This window comes from Vreelandella malpeensis, from assembly GCF_020622355.1.
GTDB classification, from domain to species: Bacteria; Pseudomonadota; Gammaproteobacteria; order Pseudomonadales; family Halomonadaceae; genus Vreelandella; species Vreelandella malpeensis.
Window position 1 is genome coordinate 56149 of the sequence record NZ_WHVL01000008.1, and the last position, 14912, is coordinate 71060.

17 protein-coding genes are annotated in these 14912 nt (G+C 63.1%); 8 read left to right on the forward strand and 9 right to left on the reverse strand.

The features are described from left to right. Positions 1-3 precede the first annotated feature (3 nt). From hemJ to GEV37_RS16075, 4 genes are all read left to right on the forward strand, one after another. The gene (gene hemJ / locus GEV37_RS16060) at positions 4-435 is read left to right on the forward strand and encodes a protoporphyrinogen oxidase HemJ (RefSeq protein ID WP_227391279.1); all 432 of its coding nucleotides are present in this window, start codon (positions 4-6) and stop codon (positions 433-435) included. Next, complete coding sequence (gene thiD / locus GEV37_RS16065; protein ID WP_227391280.1) at positions 435-1244, forward strand: bifunctional hydroxymethylpyrimidine kinase/phosphomethylpyrimidine kinase; 810 nt, start codon at positions 435-437, stop codon at positions 1242-1244. Before hemJ ends, thiD begins: the two co-directional genes overlap by 1 nt. 79 nt (positions 1245-1323) lie before the next feature. Further along, positions 1324-2604: a glutamate-1-semialdehyde 2,1-aminomutase gene (gene hemL / locus GEV37_RS16070; protein ID WP_227391281.1), complete on the forward strand. Its 1281-nt coding sequence runs from the start codon at positions 1324-1326 to the stop codon at positions 2602-2604. Positions 2605-2679: 75 nt separating this feature from the next. Next, positions 2680-3042, forward strand: a complete 363-nt coding sequence (locus GEV37_RS16075) for a hypothetical protein (protein ID WP_227391282.1) — start codon at positions 2680-2682, stop codon at positions 3040-3042. A gap of 60 nt (positions 3043-3102) precedes the next feature. Here GEV37_RS16075 and GEV37_RS16080 read toward each other — a convergent pair whose 3' ends face one another. The 6 genes from GEV37_RS16080 to GEV37_RS16105 form a co-directional block, all read right to left on the reverse strand. Beyond that, a complete protein-coding gene (locus GEV37_RS16080; RefSeq protein ID WP_227391283.1) occupies positions 3103-4008 on the reverse strand; it encodes a curlin subunit CsgB in 906 nt (301 codons plus the stop codon). A 56-nt stretch (positions 4009-4064) separates the two neighbouring features. Then, positions 4065-4592: a hypothetical protein gene (locus GEV37_RS16085; protein WP_227391284.1), complete on the reverse strand. Its 528-nt coding sequence runs from the start codon at positions 4590-4592 to the stop codon at positions 4065-4067. 248 nt (positions 4593-4840) lie between these two features. Further along, complete coding sequence (locus tag GEV37_RS16090) at positions 4841-5671, reverse strand: CsgG/HfaB family protein (protein ID WP_227391285.1); 831 nt, start codon at positions 5669-5671, stop codon at positions 4841-4843. 89 nt (positions 5672-5760) lie between these two features. Then, positions 5761-6183 carry a curli assembly protein CsgF gene (locus GEV37_RS16095; protein ID WP_227391286.1) on the reverse strand — a complete coding sequence of 141 codons (423 nt, stop codon included), beginning with the start codon at positions 6181-6183 and terminating at the stop codon, positions 5761-5763. Beyond that, positions 6183-6725 carry a CsgE family curli-type amyloid fiber assembly protein gene (locus tag GEV37_RS16100; RefSeq protein WP_227391287.1) on the reverse strand — a complete coding sequence of 181 codons (543 nt, stop codon included), beginning with the start codon at positions 6723-6725 and terminating at the stop codon, positions 6183-6185. Before GEV37_RS16100 ends, GEV37_RS16095 begins: the two co-directional genes overlap by 1 nt. A 22-nt stretch (positions 6726-6747) precedes the next feature. After that, a complete protein-coding gene (locus tag GEV37_RS16105) occupies positions 6748-7443 on the reverse strand; it encodes a LuxR C-terminal-related transcriptional regulator (RefSeq protein ID WP_227391288.1) in 696 nt (231 codons plus the stop codon). Positions 7444-7702: 259 nt separating this feature from the next. Here GEV37_RS16105 and rdgB point away from each other — a divergent pair, with 259 nt between their 5' ends. The 4 genes from rdgB to GEV37_RS16125 all read left to right on the forward strand — a co-directional run bounded on the left by rdgB (position 7703) and on the right by GEV37_RS16125 (position 11142). Then, the gene (gene rdgB / locus GEV37_RS16110) at positions 7703-8311 is read left to right on the forward strand and encodes an RdgB/HAM1 family non-canonical purine NTP pyrophosphatase (RefSeq protein WP_227391289.1); all 609 of its coding nucleotides are present in this window, start codon (positions 7703-7705) and stop codon (positions 8309-8311) included. Next, positions 8304-9470 (forward strand): radical SAM family heme chaperone HemW, encoded by a 1167-nt coding sequence (hemW, locus tag GEV37_RS16115; RefSeq protein ID WP_227391290.1) that lies wholly within the window; start codon positions 8304-8306, stop codon positions 9468-9470. The genes rdgB and hemW overlap by 8 nt, the downstream gene beginning before the upstream one ends. 43 nt (positions 9471-9513) lie before the next feature. Further along, the gene (locus GEV37_RS16120) at positions 9514-10209 is read left to right on the forward strand and encodes a YiaD family glycine zipper/OmpA-like lipoprotein (RefSeq protein ID WP_227391291.1); all 696 of its coding nucleotides are present in this window, start codon (positions 9514-9516) and stop codon (positions 10207-10209) included. An 87-nt stretch (positions 10210-10296) separates the two neighbouring features. Then, positions 10297-11142 (forward strand): 23S rRNA (adenine(2030)-N(6))-methyltransferase RlmJ, encoded by an 846-nt coding sequence (locus tag GEV37_RS16125; protein WP_227391292.1) that lies wholly within the window; start codon positions 10297-10299, stop codon positions 11140-11142. Positions 11143-11231: 89 nt separating this feature from the next. On the opposite strand, the gene mnmE is transcribed toward GEV37_RS16125, so the two are convergent. The 3 genes from mnmE to rnpA all read right to left on the reverse strand — a co-directional run bounded on the left by mnmE (position 11232) and on the right by rnpA (position 14906). Continuing rightward, complete coding sequence (mnmE, locus tag GEV37_RS16130) at positions 11232-12602, reverse strand: tRNA uridine-5-carboxymethylaminomethyl(34) synthesis GTPase MnmE (protein WP_227391293.1); 1371 nt, start codon at positions 12600-12602, stop codon at positions 11232-11234. 99 nt (positions 12603-12701) lie between these two features. Beyond that, the gene (gene yidC, locus GEV37_RS16135; RefSeq protein ID WP_227391294.1) at positions 12702-14390 is read right to left on the reverse strand and encodes a membrane protein insertase YidC; all 1689 of its coding nucleotides are present in this window, start codon (positions 14388-14390) and stop codon (positions 12702-12704) included. Positions 14391-14504: 114 nt separating this feature from the next. Beyond that, positions 14505-14906 (reverse strand): ribonuclease P protein component, encoded by a 402-nt coding sequence (gene rnpA, locus GEV37_RS16140; RefSeq protein WP_227391343.1) that lies wholly within the window; start codon positions 14904-14906, stop codon positions 14505-14507. Positions 14907-14912: the final 6 nt, after the last annotated feature.

Consider the following 14912-nt stretch of genomic DNA (forward strand, 5'->3'; position numbering starts at 1 on the left):
AGCATGTATTTGTGGATGAAGGCCCTGCATCTGGTGGCCATGGTGACCTGGTTCGCCGCCCTGTTCTATCTGCCGCGGCTTTTTGTGTACCACGCCATGGCGCGTGACCAGGGCGATGAGCAAGCGATCACTTACTTCGCGACCATGGAGCGCAAGCTCTATCGCGGCATCATGACCCCGTCGATGATCCTGGTGCTGGTGTTCGGCGCTGCCATGCTGTATCTCGTGCCGGGCTGGCTGAGCCAAGGGTGGATGCACGCCAAGCTCGCCTTGGTGGTGGCCCTGATCGCTTACCATCACGTCTGTCTGATCTATCTCAAGCAGTTCGCCCAGAACCGCTGCACCAAGAGCCACGTCTTCTTTCGCTGGTTCAACGAGGCGCCGGTGATCGCACTGATCGCGATCGTGCTGCTCGCCATCCTGAAGCCCTTTTGATGCAGCTACCGCTTCCTCCCACCGTATTGGTGCTGGCCGGGCATGATCCGACCGGCGGTGCCGGCTTGATCGCCGACAGCGAAGCCGTGGCCGGCTGCGGCGGCTGGGCGCTGACCGTGCCCACCGCCACCACCGTGCAGAACTGCCATAACGTGGCGCGAGTACTGCCTGCCGACCCCGACGCCATGCAGGCGATGGTCGAGGCGCTGGGTGACTTCCCGATCGCCGCCATCAAGCTGGGGCTGCTCGCCGACGAGGCGACGCTCATGGCCGCCGAACGCATCATCCGCCGCTTTCCCGGCGTGCCGGTGGTGGCGGACCCGGTGCTCAAGGCCGGGGGGGGCGCTGACTTATCCACAGCCGCCTTGCGGCGCCTCTATGTGGATCGTCTGCTGCCGCTGGTGGATATCCTGACGCCCAACCGTTTCGAGCTCGCCGCGCTGACCCCGGAGATCGATGCCGCCGACGACGATACCGCCCGGGCCGTGGCGCTCATCTCGCGAGGCTGCCAGGCGGTGCTGGTCACGGGCACCGACGATCCGCTGCCGGGCAACCCGGATCTGGTGGTGCATACGCTGCATTCGCCGGACACCACGCGCCAGTGGCAGTGGCCGCGCCTGCCCCACCGCTACCACGGCTCGGGCTGCACGCTCGCCTCGGCGCTGGCCGCGCGCATGGCCGTGGGCGAGCGCCTCTCCACGGCCTGCGAGCAGGCCCAGCACTTTACCTGGCGTGCCCTGTCTCACGCCTACGTGCCCCCGGGAGGTCAATACCTGCCCAATCGCCTGGCGCGGTCGAGCCGCTTTTAACCGGCGGGCCCGGGCGGCTTTCGTTTCGCGTCGCGCGCGCTAAGCTATCAACCACCGAACCCTTCAAGCCGAGGATGCCATGACCACATCTGCCGAACTCTTCGAACTCGCCACCCGCCACATTCCCGGCGGCGTCAACTCACCGGTTCGCGCGTTCAAGGGCCTGCATCGTCCGCCGGTCTTCATGGAGCGTGCCCAGGGCGCCTACCTGTTCGACGTCGAGGGTAACCGCTACATCGACTACGTCGGCTCCTGGGGGCCGATGATCACCGGCCACGCCGACCAGGACGTGCTGGCGGCGGTACGCGCGCGTCTCGACAACGGCCTCTCCTTCGGTACGCCCACCGCCGTCGAGACCACCATGGCGGGGCTGATCTGCGAGATGATCCCCTCCATGGAGATGGTACGCATGACCAGCTCCGGCACCGAGGCGACCATGTCGGCGATTCGCCTGGCCCGCGGCAGCACCGGCCGCGACAAGATCGTCAAGTTCGAGGGCAACTACCACGGCCACTCGGATTCGCTTCTGGTCAAGGCCGGCTCCGGCGCGCTGACCCACGGCGAGCCGAGCTCGCCGGGCGTGCCGGCATCGCTCGCCGAGCATACCGTCACGCTCTCCTACAACGACCCGGAAGGGGTCGAGACGTGCTTTGCCGAGATCGGAGACGAGATTGCCTGCATCATCGTCGAGCCGGTGGCGGGCAACATGAACTGCATCCCGCCCCAGCCCGGCTTTCTGGAAACCCTGCGCCGGGTGTGTACCGAGCATGGCAGCCTGCTGATCTTCGATGAGGTGATGACCGGCTTTCGGGTGGCCCTCGGCGGCGCCCAGGCGCACTACGGCATTACCCCGGATCTCACCTGCCTTGGCAAGATCGTCGGCGGCGGCATGCCGGTGGGGGCCTTCGGCGGGCGACGCGACATCATGCAGAACCTCTCGCCGATGGGGCCGATCTACCAGGCGGGGACGCTCTCCGGCAACCCGCTGGCCATGGCCGCCGGCGTGACGCTTTTGCAGAAGCTGCGTGAGCCGGGCTTCCACGAGGCGCTCGCCCAGCGGGTGCGGACGCTGTGCAACGGGCTCGAGGAGCGCGCGGCTGCGGCGGGCGTGCCGATGACGACCCAGTCCGTCGGCGGCATGTTCGGGCTCTTCTTCACCGCACAGTCGCGGGTCGACAACTTCGCCCAGGCGACCGCCTGCGACCCGGAAGTCTTCCGGCGCTTCTTCGGTGCGATGCTCGACCATGGTGTTTACCTGGCGCCCTCTGCGTTCGAGGCGGGCTTCATGTCCAGCGCCCACACGCCGGAGGACATTCAGAAGACGCTGGACGCCGCCGAGAAAGCGTTCGCCCTGCTCTAGCGCCTGGTCGCCCCGCCACTGCTACACTGAAAGCGCCGCGATCTCGCGGCGCTCGTGGTTGCGAGGTAGACCACCATGAAACGATTCCCGGCGCTTTCCTGCCATGTTGGCCTTGCGGCGCTGGTCGCCGTGTTATCCACCGGTGCATTCGCCTTCGAGGAGCAGGAGATGAATCGTATCCAGATCGCTATCAGTGGCACGCCAGGTACCGAGTTCTCCATGCACTGGCGGGTGAGCGATGGCGACGACGTCACCGAGTATCGCGAGGAACGTCTAGGCGTACCGGCGCAGTTTGACTACGTGGGCACGGCGCTCATGGGCCAGGTGACGCTGCTCACGGACCACGGCCGGCTGGAAGTGGATATCCAGAAAGACGGCAACCGCACCCGCTCCTCCACCCAGGGCAAGGGCAGCACCCTCAACCTGACCCTTCGCTGAGCACGAAAAAAACCGCCCGTGAGGGCGGTTTCGAAGACGGCGGTCGAACGTGTCGGGCGCTTAGTGACCTTGGGCGACGACGTTGACGTTGTTGCTGCCAAGAGTGGTGATGCTGGAGGTGTGCCCACCGAGGAAGCTGCCGCTCTGAGTCACAGTGTGCTGGTTGCCGGCACCGCTGGTGTAGATGTAGGAGTCGTGGTTAAAGCCGGACTGGGTCACGTCGGCGGTGTTGTAGCTGCCGGTGGTCAGGATGGTGCTCTCGTGGTAGGTACCGGTCTGGCTGACGTCGGCCATGTTGTTGTTGCCTTCCTGGTAGGCGTAGCTATCGTTGCCCCAGCCGTTCTGGGCGATGGTCGCCTCGTTGGACGCACCGGTCGCTTCGACGACGGACTTGTTCAGCGTGCCTTCCTGGGTCACGGTAGCGCTGTTGCCGCGGCCTTCGAGGTAGGCGTAGCTGTCGTTCAGGCGACCGTTTTGCATCACGTCAGATTCGTTGTAGTCACCGATGTGGCTGTCGACGGACTTGTTGAAGCTGCCCATCTGCTCGACGGAGGCCACATTGTTGGCGCCCTGCTGGTAGACGTCGGCGCTGTTGGCGCTGCCGTTCTGGTCGACACCGGCGGTGTTGTCGCGGCCCACCTGGTAGATCACGGAGTGGTTCTTGGCACCCAGCTGGTCGACATTGGCGTCGTTGCCGTCACCTACCTGGTCGATTGCGGAGTTGTTCAGGCCCGGCAGGATCGTGGCGACACCCGCCACGTCGTCCTGGTTGACGTTGGTTGTGTTGTAGGTACCGGTCTGGTTGACGCGTGAGGTCTGGGTACCGTACTGGGTAACGTTGTTGGTGTTGCGCTGACCTTCCTGGTAGATGGTCGAATCGCTTCCACCGGTGTAGAACTGAGCAGAGGCAGCGGTGCTCATGGCGATGGCAACGGCGGCAGCGATAGTGGTGATCTGAGTTTTCATGCTGACTTCCCCTTCATGACGTTTGCTTTAGTTGTTACCGAGACACGCTATCGTGCTCAGTAGGTTTCGACGGTGACTGGTCGCGCATTCCCCGAGAACGCCTGTTGTTCTACGCTGACGCTGCGGTAGCCACTCCCCGATTGTGAAATCGCGATATCGCTCTGGTTGCCGGACTGGGAGACGAAGGCTTCCAGTCCCTGGCGACCATAGGCCTGATTGATCGTGGCGATGTGACGATCGCCGTTTTGCAGGATGACGCCGGCATTGTTGCCGCCCAACTGCGTGATGAACGCGCTATTCGAGCTGCCGATCTGGCGGATGGCCGAGAAGTTGCCGCTCTGGTACTGGGCGGAGTAGGACTGAAAGACCGCCGTACGGTTGTTGTTGCCGTTTTGACGAATGATGCTGTAGTTGCCCGCCAGAGCCGCGTCGGCACTTTGCCGATACTGCTCCACGCGGTTGTCCTGAGCAGCCTGGGCCTGGACCGAGGTCATCAGTGCCAGAGCAAGCGTGGCAAGCGAAAGGGCCAGCAGCGCCTTGGGCGCCCGCGCTTTACGTGAAGAAAACGCCTGGTCGAGTTTCATCGCTATACCCTTTGAAAAGTTTTGTATCAAAATGTATTCATGGGGATGAGTTTGGACGATTGGCTGAAATGCGCTATCGGAACTTTTCTTAGAGATCGGTTGAAATATTTAGAGAAAAACTCACTCTAAAACAGGAGTTTTCTAATACCTGGGAAATGCCCATGAAAAAGGCGATGCGGGCCGAGTCCGCATCGCCTTTTGGCTTTTGATATCAATGATATGAAGATGAATTGTCGCGCGTTATCGACCTAGAGCGCAGGCGTGGGAGCGTTGAGATAGTCGGCCAGCACGCTATTTTGCAGCGTATTGCCGCTGGCGAGGTTCCACAGGTTGTTCTCCACGCCGCGGGCGATGAGGTGGATGACCGCCGACTCCACTGCCGACATCACCGCCATCTGCACCGGTTCGTTGGTGGTGATCCCCGCTTCCGCCTCGAGCAGGCGGCGGAAATCGATGAACCGATAGACGCCGGCGCGCAGCTCCTTCGAGTAGATAGTCTTCGTGGTGGTCACGTTGGCGAGAATTTCACCCGTGGAGATCTCTACCGCGCGCAGGTTCACCGTCACCTGGTCGACCTGGTACTGCCCCGAGGCGCCGATGCCGAAGTACTCGGCCCCCGCCCCACCGGTGCGCACGTTGGACTCGTAGGCAATGATGCCCCCCTCGAGCATCACCGAGGCCGCGCGCAGCGAGGGCAGCGTATCTGGCTGGCCGAAGCGCTCGAACTCGGCGCGGATGATGCGCCGCTCGGTCAGAAGGTTCTGAAGCCCCACCCGCTCGAGCGGAATGAACCAGCCGGAGTCCGCAAGTGCCCCGGTCAGCATCGCCGCCGCTCCCTGAGTCACGGCGGTGGAGAAGGTGCTGGCCGGCGCCGGACGGTACTGGCCGGTCTGGTCGCGAAAGTCGTAGACCGAGACGAAGATCTTGCCTGCCGGCGGCGGCAGCGAGACCAGATCCTGGTAGGTGGCCCCGCGCGGGGTCAGCGTGGCCTGGGCCCCTTCCAGGTTTTCCGAGTTGGCGACCATGCCCGCGCAGCCGCTCAGAAGCGCAGCCAGTACGAGTGAAGCGATGATTTTCATTGTGATCCCCTGACGACACGAAGTGTTATGGCGGCCTTGGCCGGTGGGTTTATGAGTGTGCCGAATAGCGCTATGCATGCCGGTCCGAGCTAAGGGTTGAAGAGCCCGCCGACGCTGATGTTGGTGACATCGCCGGTCAGCTTGTCGACCACGCGTACCACGAGCTGGCCGCCATCGTCGCTGACCACCACGTTGAACTCGCCGCTGTCGAAGGAGCCCTGGTTGACGTTGCCCGCCCCGACATCCGAGATCAGCTGCGAGATGAGTCGGCTCTCCAGGTTCTGGACCAGGCGGTCGGTGGAGGAGAGCGACTGGACGCTGCGCGCGTTGGGATCGGTATTGGTGTCCTGGGCCTGCGCCTTGCCCAGCAGGTAGCTGCCCATGAACGGGTCGCCGCCGAAGGAGGGGTTGAGCGGCCGGTAGACCAGCTCGCCCGCCGAGGCGCCGAGGGTGGTGGCCAGCGCGGCGGCGGCCAGGAGGTTGACGGCGATGCTACGTCGTGGATGGTTCATTACTGCAACTCCTCGCTTCCCAGGTCGATATCAGAGGAGAGCGCCGAGGCCAGCTGCTGCTGGAGAAGCGCTTCCTGGACGATTTGCACCGCTTCTTCCGCTACCTGGTCCGCCTGGCCGATGCGTGGAGAAAGCTGAGTGCGAAAGAACATCTGGTTGCCCTGCATGATCCAGAGCTGGCTGCCCCAACGGGCGTCCGGGCGCTCCTGAATGGTGATGGTGGCGCCATTGATCAGCGGGTTGTCCATGGCGCGCTGGCTGAAGGCGCGGTAGAAGGACTTGCCCGCCATGGTGATGGTGCGATCGACCATGATGCCGGTCAGTTCGCTGCTGCCGTAATTGCGCTCCTGTATTGCCTCGCCGTCGGGACCGGAGAGCCGGTTGATGGCATCCACCGCCTCCTGCTCGTTCTCCGGCAGGGTGTCGCTGGGTGGTACCGGCAGGTTGGGCGATACCGCATCCTCGACCTGCTGAGCGAGGGCCGGACATGCCAGCGCCAGAAGCAGGGCGCCGACCGATAGCAGGGTGCTCTTCGAGACCATGGCCAGTCCCTCCTTCAAAGGGTCAGCGGCTGCCACGCTGCAAACTGCGCGCGGTTTCGATGTTGGGCAGAATGGGACCGAGATTCTGGTGGATCCAGTTCAGCGCCTGGATACGGTTGTGCACATTGATCTTTCTGAAGATGTTGTAGAGGTGCGACTTGACCGTGTGCTCGCTGACGAAGAGCTTCTCGGCGATCTGCTGGTTGGAGGAGCCTGCACTCAACAGCGAGATGATCTCCATTTCCCGATTGGTCAGTCCGCAAGCCGGGCGAAACGCGTTGCTCTGGTACTTGCGATAGAAAAGGATGAGCCGCGCCATCAAGTCCCGCGACATCCACAACTCGTCGTCGAGCAGCGCATGGATCCCCTTGCAGATCACTTCGAGGTTCTCGTTGCGGTAGAACACGCCCTTGAGCTGGGAGCAGGAGAGCGCCTCCAGGGCATGGTCCATGTCACGAATATTGAAGGCCGCCAGCGGAACGCGGGAGAGGGTATCCGGAAGCTTATCCTGCCAGTCGGGAATGGCATCGACCGGAATGTGGTCGGCATCCACCAGCAATAGCTGACGTGACTGCGTCGAGTGGGGTAGCGACGCGCCGGGGGCGTGGAGATTGACGGCGTAGCCGGTCTGCTTGGTCAGGTACTCCGCGAACAGCTGCGATTGAGGGCTCTTCTCGGTGATGATGTACACCACGCTCGAGGTCTTTTCCTGCGTCATCGGGAAACCCTCCATGTGGAAATAAAGTGTGAGGCGAGAATGAGTGGATTGTTACCCAGAACGCATTTTTAGTAAAGTTATGTTACTTTAAATATTTAAAACGTAATTTTAATATTGATATTCATTTATCGAATATCATTAAAAAGAATGATGTCTATTCATACTTAGATAATGGCCAGTAATCGCCGTTGTACGCGCAGATTCTTTAGCTGACCTGCGGTTCAGCGTAAACTGGCGCCCTACCGATGGGAGAAGCGCCATGTCCGCTACCGATACGCTCGTCCTGGCCAGCGGCAACGCTGGCAAGCTGAAAGAATTCAAGCAGTTGCTTGCCCCCCTGATGCTCGATGTCCGTCTGCAGTCGGAGTTCGGCGTGCACGATGTCGAGGAGACCGGGCTCACCTTCGTGGAGAACGCCCTGCTCAAGGCACGTGAAGCCAGCCGCGTCAGCGGCCTGCCAGCGCTGGCCGACGACTCGGGCCTCGAAGTGGACGCCCTGTCGGGAGCGCCGGGCATCTACTCGGCGCGCTTTGCCGGCGAACCCAAGAGCGATGCGCGCAACAACGAAAAGCTCCTTCGCGCCTTGGCCGACTGTCCTGAAGGGCAGCGCACCGGACGTTACTGGTGTGTGCTGGTCTACCTGCGCCATGCCGATGATCCGGTGCCGATCATCGTTCAGCGCAGCTGGGACGGCGAGATCCTGGCCCACCCGCGCGGCGAGAACGGTTTCGGCTACGATCCGCTGTTCTGGCTGCCGGAGCAGGCCATGAGCGTGGCCGAACTGGCCGCCGATACCAAGAATCGGCTCAGCCACCGCGGCCGTGCGCTGCAGGGCCTGGTGGAGCTTCTGAAGGTGGCGCATGGGTAGCACCCCGCCGCTGTCGCTCTACGTTCACACCCCCTGGTGCTTGCGAAAGTGTCCTTACTGCGACTTCAATTCCCACGAGCCCACCGGCGGCGAGCTGCCGGAAACCGACTACCTCGATGCCCTGGTGCGTGACCTGGAGTTCGACCTGGCGCTGGCCGACGGTCGTGAACTCGTCTCGATCTTTATTGGCGGCGGCACGCCGAGCCTGCTATCGCCGGCGTTCTACCGCCGTCTGCTGCGCGAGGTGAGTGCGCGGCTGCCCTTCGCCGCGGACATCGAGATCACTCTTGAAGCCAACCCCGGCACCACCGAGCAGGGGCGCTTCAATGGCTATCGCGAGGCGGGCATCAACCGGCTCTCCATCGGCACCCAGAGCTTCCAGCCCGCCCAGCTTGCCGCCCTCGGGCGCATCCACAGCGCTGACGAAGCGATTCGCGCGGTGAGCCAGGCCCGTGCGGCGGGATTCGACAACCTCAACATCGACCTCATGCATGGGCTTCCAGGCCAGACCCCCGAACTCGCCCTGGCGGATATCGACCAGGCGCTGGCGCTCGGCCCGGAACACCTCTCCTGGTATCAGCTGACCCTCGAGCCCAATACGGCGTTTCACTCGCGCCCGCCGGTGCTTCCCGAGGAAGAAGCGCTGTGGGACATTCAGGAGCAGGGCCACGAACGGCTGACCCGCGCCGGGCTCTCGCGCTACGAGATCTCTGCCTACGCAAGCGCCAATCGTCGGAGTCGTCACAACCTCAACTACTGGCGCTTCGGCGACTACCTGGGCATTGGCGCCGGCGCCCACGGCAAGCTTTCGCGCATCGGCGCCGATGGCCGATGGACGATCGAGCGGCGTTGGAAGACCCGCCAGCCTAAGGCGTACCTGCGCCGGCGGATCGACCCGCGCGGCTTCGTGGCCGGCAAGAGTGCCATCGCGCATGAGGAGCTGCCGCTGGAGTTTGCCATGAACGCGCTGCGCCTGACCGACGGCGTCGACATGGCGCTGTGGAGCGCCTACACCGGGCAGCCGCGAGAGGCGCTGATTGCCCGGTTACAAGATGCGGAGAAAAAAGGACTTTTGATGGAAATGCCCGAAAAGCTGCGTACCTCACCTCATGGTCTATTATTCTTGAACGAGCTGCTCGGGCTGATCAGTGACGATTGACCCGGCAGCGCGATCAATCAAACAAGCTTTTAAGGAGTGAGTGATGCGTATTTCTCGACTGCTGACCCCTGTGGCCGCCGCCCTTCTCGTGGCCGGCTGCGCCACGTCCGACCCCTACGGTGGCCAAACGCAGCGCTCCAATACCGGTATCGGCACCGGCATCGGTGCCGCGGTAGGTGCTGCGGCGGGTGCCCTGTCCGGTGACGGTAGCACCAGCCGCCGCGACCGCGCCTTGATCGGCGCCGCCGTGGGCGCAGCCGCCGGCGCCGGCGTGGGTGCCTACATGGATCGTCAGGAAAACCAGCTGCGTGAAAGCCTGCAGGGCTCGCGCATCGAGATCGACCGTCGTGGCGATGACATCGTGCTCAACATGCCCAGCAGCGTGACCTTCGGTTTCGACTCCTCGGAGTTGACCGGCCAGGCGCGCAGCGCGCTCAACGAAGTCGCCAACGTTCTCACCCAGTATACCGATACCCGCGTCAACATCGCCGGCCACACCGACAGCACCGGTGCCGCCGACTACAACCAGCGCCTCTCCGAGCGTCGTGCTCAGGCCGTGGGCAGCTACCTGAGCCAGAACGGTGTCTCCTCTTCGCGTCTTAATACCCGCGGTTACGGCGCTACCCAGCCGGTCGCCAGCAATGACAACGACCAGGGCCGCGCCCAGAACCGTCGCGTCGAGATCACGCTGACGCCGACCGGCCAGGCAGGCCAGAGCCAAGGTCAAGGCAACTACTGATCGATCTGGTTTGATTCGGTAGGGTCTGACCCACGAGCCCGCTATCATGGATAGCGGGCTTTTTTTATTTCATCAGTGCGGATCACCATGCTCTCCTACCAACACGCCTATCACGCGGGCAATTTTGCCGATGTTCACAAGCACCTCACCCTTTATACGGTGAAAGATTATCTTTTACGTAAAAAAAGCGCTATTACATATATAGATACGCATGCCGGTCGTGGGCTCTACCCATTGGCATCGAAAGAGACACTGAAGCTTCAAGAGCATCGTGAAGGAATCGAACCGTTGTGGAAGGCGCGAAAAACCCTGAGCAACCCCCTTCTGTGCGAATGGCTTTCTCAAGTGACACTCGTCCAACCCGATGGTATTAGCTTGAGCTGCTACCCGGGATCGCCCTGGTGGTTGAGCCAAGGGCTTCGCAGCCAGGATGCACTTCGCCTTTGCGAGCTGCACCCGGGCGAGCACGCCGAGCTCTTCGAGCAAGCCTTGCCCCCGGAGGCGGTGCGCGTTCACGGCGACGGGCTCAAGGAGCTCGAGGCGCGCGTGCCGGTGGCCACCCCCCGGCTCTGCGTGCTGATCGACCCGAGTTTCGAGCGCAAGACGGAGTACCAGGAGGTCGCCGACAGCGCCCTGTACGCGCTCGCCAAGGTGCGCCACGCCGTACTGATGATCTGGTACCCGCTGCTGCCCTCCGGTGCCCACCACACCCTGCTGGACGCCCTGAGTGCCAGCGGCGTGCGCAAGATTTGGCAAAGCGAGCTGCAACTGCGCGAGCCGGGCGGCGAGCGCCACGGCATGTACGCCAGCGGCATGCTGGTGGTGAACCCACCCTGGGGGCTCGATGAGCGCATGAGGGGCGTGATGAAAGAGGTCACCACGCTGCTTGGCGGCGAAAGCCGTTTCTCTACGCGTTGGCTGGTGGAGGAGTAGGAGCGAGTGGCGCATGAGGATGCGTCATCTTATCGGTGCTTTCGACCAACGCTGCTGCGATGGGCAATGAAAGCACCGCCATTGGCTTATTATTTCCCGATACAGAAGCTGCCGAAAATCTCGCCCAGCAGGTCGTCGGCGCTGAACTCGCCGGTGATCTCGCCAAGTGCGCCTTGGGCGTCGCGCAGGTCCTCGGCAAGCAGTTCGCCGGCGCCCATGCCTTCGAGCTGCGCGCGTCCGGCTTCCAGCGCGGCCCTGGCACGGTCCAACGCGTCCAGGTGACGCCGGCGCGCCGAGAAGCGCCCCTCGGTGGTGGCGGCGAAGCCCATCACGTCCTTCAAATGCGCCTTCAAGTTGTCCACACCCGCGCCGGTCTTCGCCGACAGGCGTAGCGTCGGAGTGGATGTGGATAAATCGATGCCGGCGGTTTCCGTGCTTTCGTCGATCTTGTTGCGCACCAGGGTCAGCCGCGCTCGATCCGGCAGGCGTTCGACGAACTCGGGCCAGATCGCCATCGGGTCGGTGGCCTCGGTGGTGGCGGCGTCGACCATCAGCAGCACCCGATCGGCTTTTTCGATCTCGGCCCAGGCGCGGGCCACGCCGATCTTCTCCACCGCGTCCGGGGTGTCCCTGAGCCCGGCGGTGTCGATAACGTGCAGCGGCATGCCGTCGATGTGGATATGCTCGCGCAAGACATCCCGGGTGGTACCGGCGATGTCGGTGACGATCGCCGTCTCCTGCTGGGTCAGGGCGTTGAGGAGGCTCGACTTGCCGGCGTTGGGGCGCCCGGCGATCACCACGCTCATCCCTTCGCGCATCAGCGCCCCCTGGCCCGCGGCGCGGCGTACCGACTCAAGCTCTTCTTTTACGCCCTGTAGCCGTGCGGCCACGTGACCGTCGGCGAGAAAGTCGATCTCCTCCTCGGGGAAGTCGATCGCGGCTTCCACGTAGACGCGCAGCTCGATCAGACGCTCGACCAGCGCGGCCACGCGGCGGGAGAACTCGCCCTGCAACGAGCGCACGGCGTTCTCGGCCGCCGAGCGGGAGGTGGCGTCGATCAAATCGGCGATCGCCTCGGCCTGGGCGAGGTCGAGCTTGTCGTTGAGAAAAGCGCGCTCGGAGAACTCGCCGGGCCGGGCGAGGCGAGCGCCAAGCTGAACGCAGCGCTCGAGCAGCATGTCCATGATGATCGGTCCGCCGTGGCCCTGGAGCTCCAGCACGTCCTCGCCGGTGAAGGAGTTCGGGCCCTGGAAGATCAGCGCGATACCCTCGTCGATAATGGCGTCCTCGCCGTGAAACGGCCCGTAGTGGGCGTAGCGGTTGGCCGGGCGGCTGCCCAGTATGGCGGTGGCGATATCGCCGCAGGCGGGGCCGGAGACCCGAATGATGCCGACGCCGCCGCGCCCGGGCGGGGTGGCGAGCGCGGCGATCGTGTCCTGGGTGTAGAGTCTTGAGGCCATGGCGCGTCTCTTTGAGAAATGGCGTTAGTGTGAATTCACGGCGCCCGAAACGCCAGACCCCCGCACGGGGCGGGGGTCTGGAGGTCAAGCACGAGGGCGTTACTTGGTTCGCATGCCCTTGCCGACGGTGGGGTCGTTCTCGATGCGCTTGGTGATGAAGTACTGCTGTGCCACCGAGATGATGTTGTTGACCACCCAGTAGATTACCAGGCCCGCCGGGAACCACAGGAAGAAGAAGGTGAAGATGATCGGCAGAAGTTTCATGATCTTCGCCTGCATCGGATCCGGAGGCGTCGGGTTGAGAAGCTGCTGCACGTACATCGACACGCCCATCAGGATCGGCAGGATGAAGTAGGGATCCTTCACCGAGAGATCCTGGACCCAGAGCATGAACGGTGCGTGGCGAAGCTCCACGGACTCGAGCAGCATCCAGTACAGGGCGATGAATACCGGCATCTGTACCAGGATCGGAAGACAGCCGCCGAGCGGATTGATCTTCTCTTTCTGGTAGAATTTCATCATCTCCTGAGACATCTTCTGGCGGTCGTCGCCGTACATCTCCTTGAGACGCTGCATTTCCGGGCCGAGCTTGCGCATGCGCGCCATCGACTTGTACGCCTTGGCGGAGAGCGGGAACAGCGCCGCCTTGACCAGCACGGTCAGCAGCACGATCGACCAGCCCCAGTTACCCACCAGGTCATGGATCTTGTCGAGCAGCCAGAACAGCGGGTTAGCGATGAACCACAGCCAGCCATAATCCACGGTCAGCTGAAGATTCGGTGCCACCTGCTCGAGATAGTCCTGTACCTTCGGGCCCATGTAGAGCGTGGCGCCGAGAGTGGCGTCACCTTCGGCGGCGATACTGCTAGTGGGGCCGGCGAAGGCAACCACGTTGCGATCACGCGCGTCGGTGGTGACGTAGTAGAGGTTCTGCTGGTTCTGGGAAGGCGCCCAGGCGGAAACGAAGTAGTGCTGGATGATCGCGATCCAGCCGCCCTGAGCTTCGCGGTTCTCGAAGCGGCGGTTCTGGATGTCGGCGAAGTCGATCTTCTCGTAGCGGGTGTCCGGGGTCGAGAAGGCCGCGCCCATGTAGGAGTTCATGCCCAGGGTCACGCCGCTGGACGGGTCGGGGCTGTTGTCGCGGGCGAGCTGGCCAATGAAGCGAGCGGTGACCGGCTCGTCGGTGTTGTTGGCCACGAAGTAGCTGACGTCCACCGCGTAGCTTCCGCGCTCGAAGGTCAGGCGCTTGGTCACGTCGACGCCGTTGACCTCGGCGCGAAGATCGACCTCGAGGGACTGCTCGTCGTTGCCCAGGCGGTATTCGGTGCTCGCCGGCGTGAAGGCGATGCGGCTGGCCTGGCCGTCGAGCTGAATGCCCGAGCGCGCCACGTAGCTGCGCGAGGCGTTGTCGGAGAGCAGCACGTAGTTGCGCTCGGAGTCCAGCGTCATCTTGTGCTGGGGGAGGGCCGCGAAGACGATGTCGCCGCCGTAGGGGTCGATGCGCACGTCCAGCACGTCGGTGGTGACGGCAATGAAGTCACGGCTGGCAGATTCGCTGCCGTTGTCCGTGGGAATCGCCTCGTTGGCGCTGCCCTGGGGGGCATTGGAAGTGGGAACGGCCAAGTCGTTACCGCCGCCGTCGTCGACGCCTTGCTCGCTGCTCTGGCGCTGGGTGATCTCCGGCGTCGAGTCGAAGCTGGTCTGCCCGTAGTCCTGATTCCACTGAACAACCAGAAGATAGGCCAGTACGGCCAGTGGAATCAGCAATAAAAGTCGTTTTACGTCCATGAGGGTTCTGCCCGATGGGTGGTGAACATGCTAATGGCGCAGTGTCATTTCTCGCCCCGAGACACACGAAAGCCTGCCAGGAGGCAGGCCGAGGCCGAGCGGTAAGGCGTGCGATCAAGCGCCGTGCGTAACATTAGCAAGCGAGGGAGGCGGCGAGAGTGCAAGCGCATCGCGCGAAAGTCGCTTCCACATGCCGTGCAGCTGGCGGGCGAGCGTTTCATTGTCAATATCCTGCACACCGCGCTTGGCCAGGATCACAATGTCCATGGAGGGCAAACGGTGCTGGCGAAGCCGGACGGATTCTCTGACAAGACGCTTGAAGCGATTACGATCGACGGCGAGCTTGACATTCTTCTTGCTGACCACCAGTCCAACGCGAGGATGCCCCCGGGTACTGAGACGCGCGAGCGCCATCATACCTTTGCCGTGGACCTTCAGGTCTGCCTGCTCGAATACGTAGCTGAAATCCCCGGCATTCAGTAAGCGCAAATCCCGGGGAAAGCCTTGGTGCGGCACACGCAA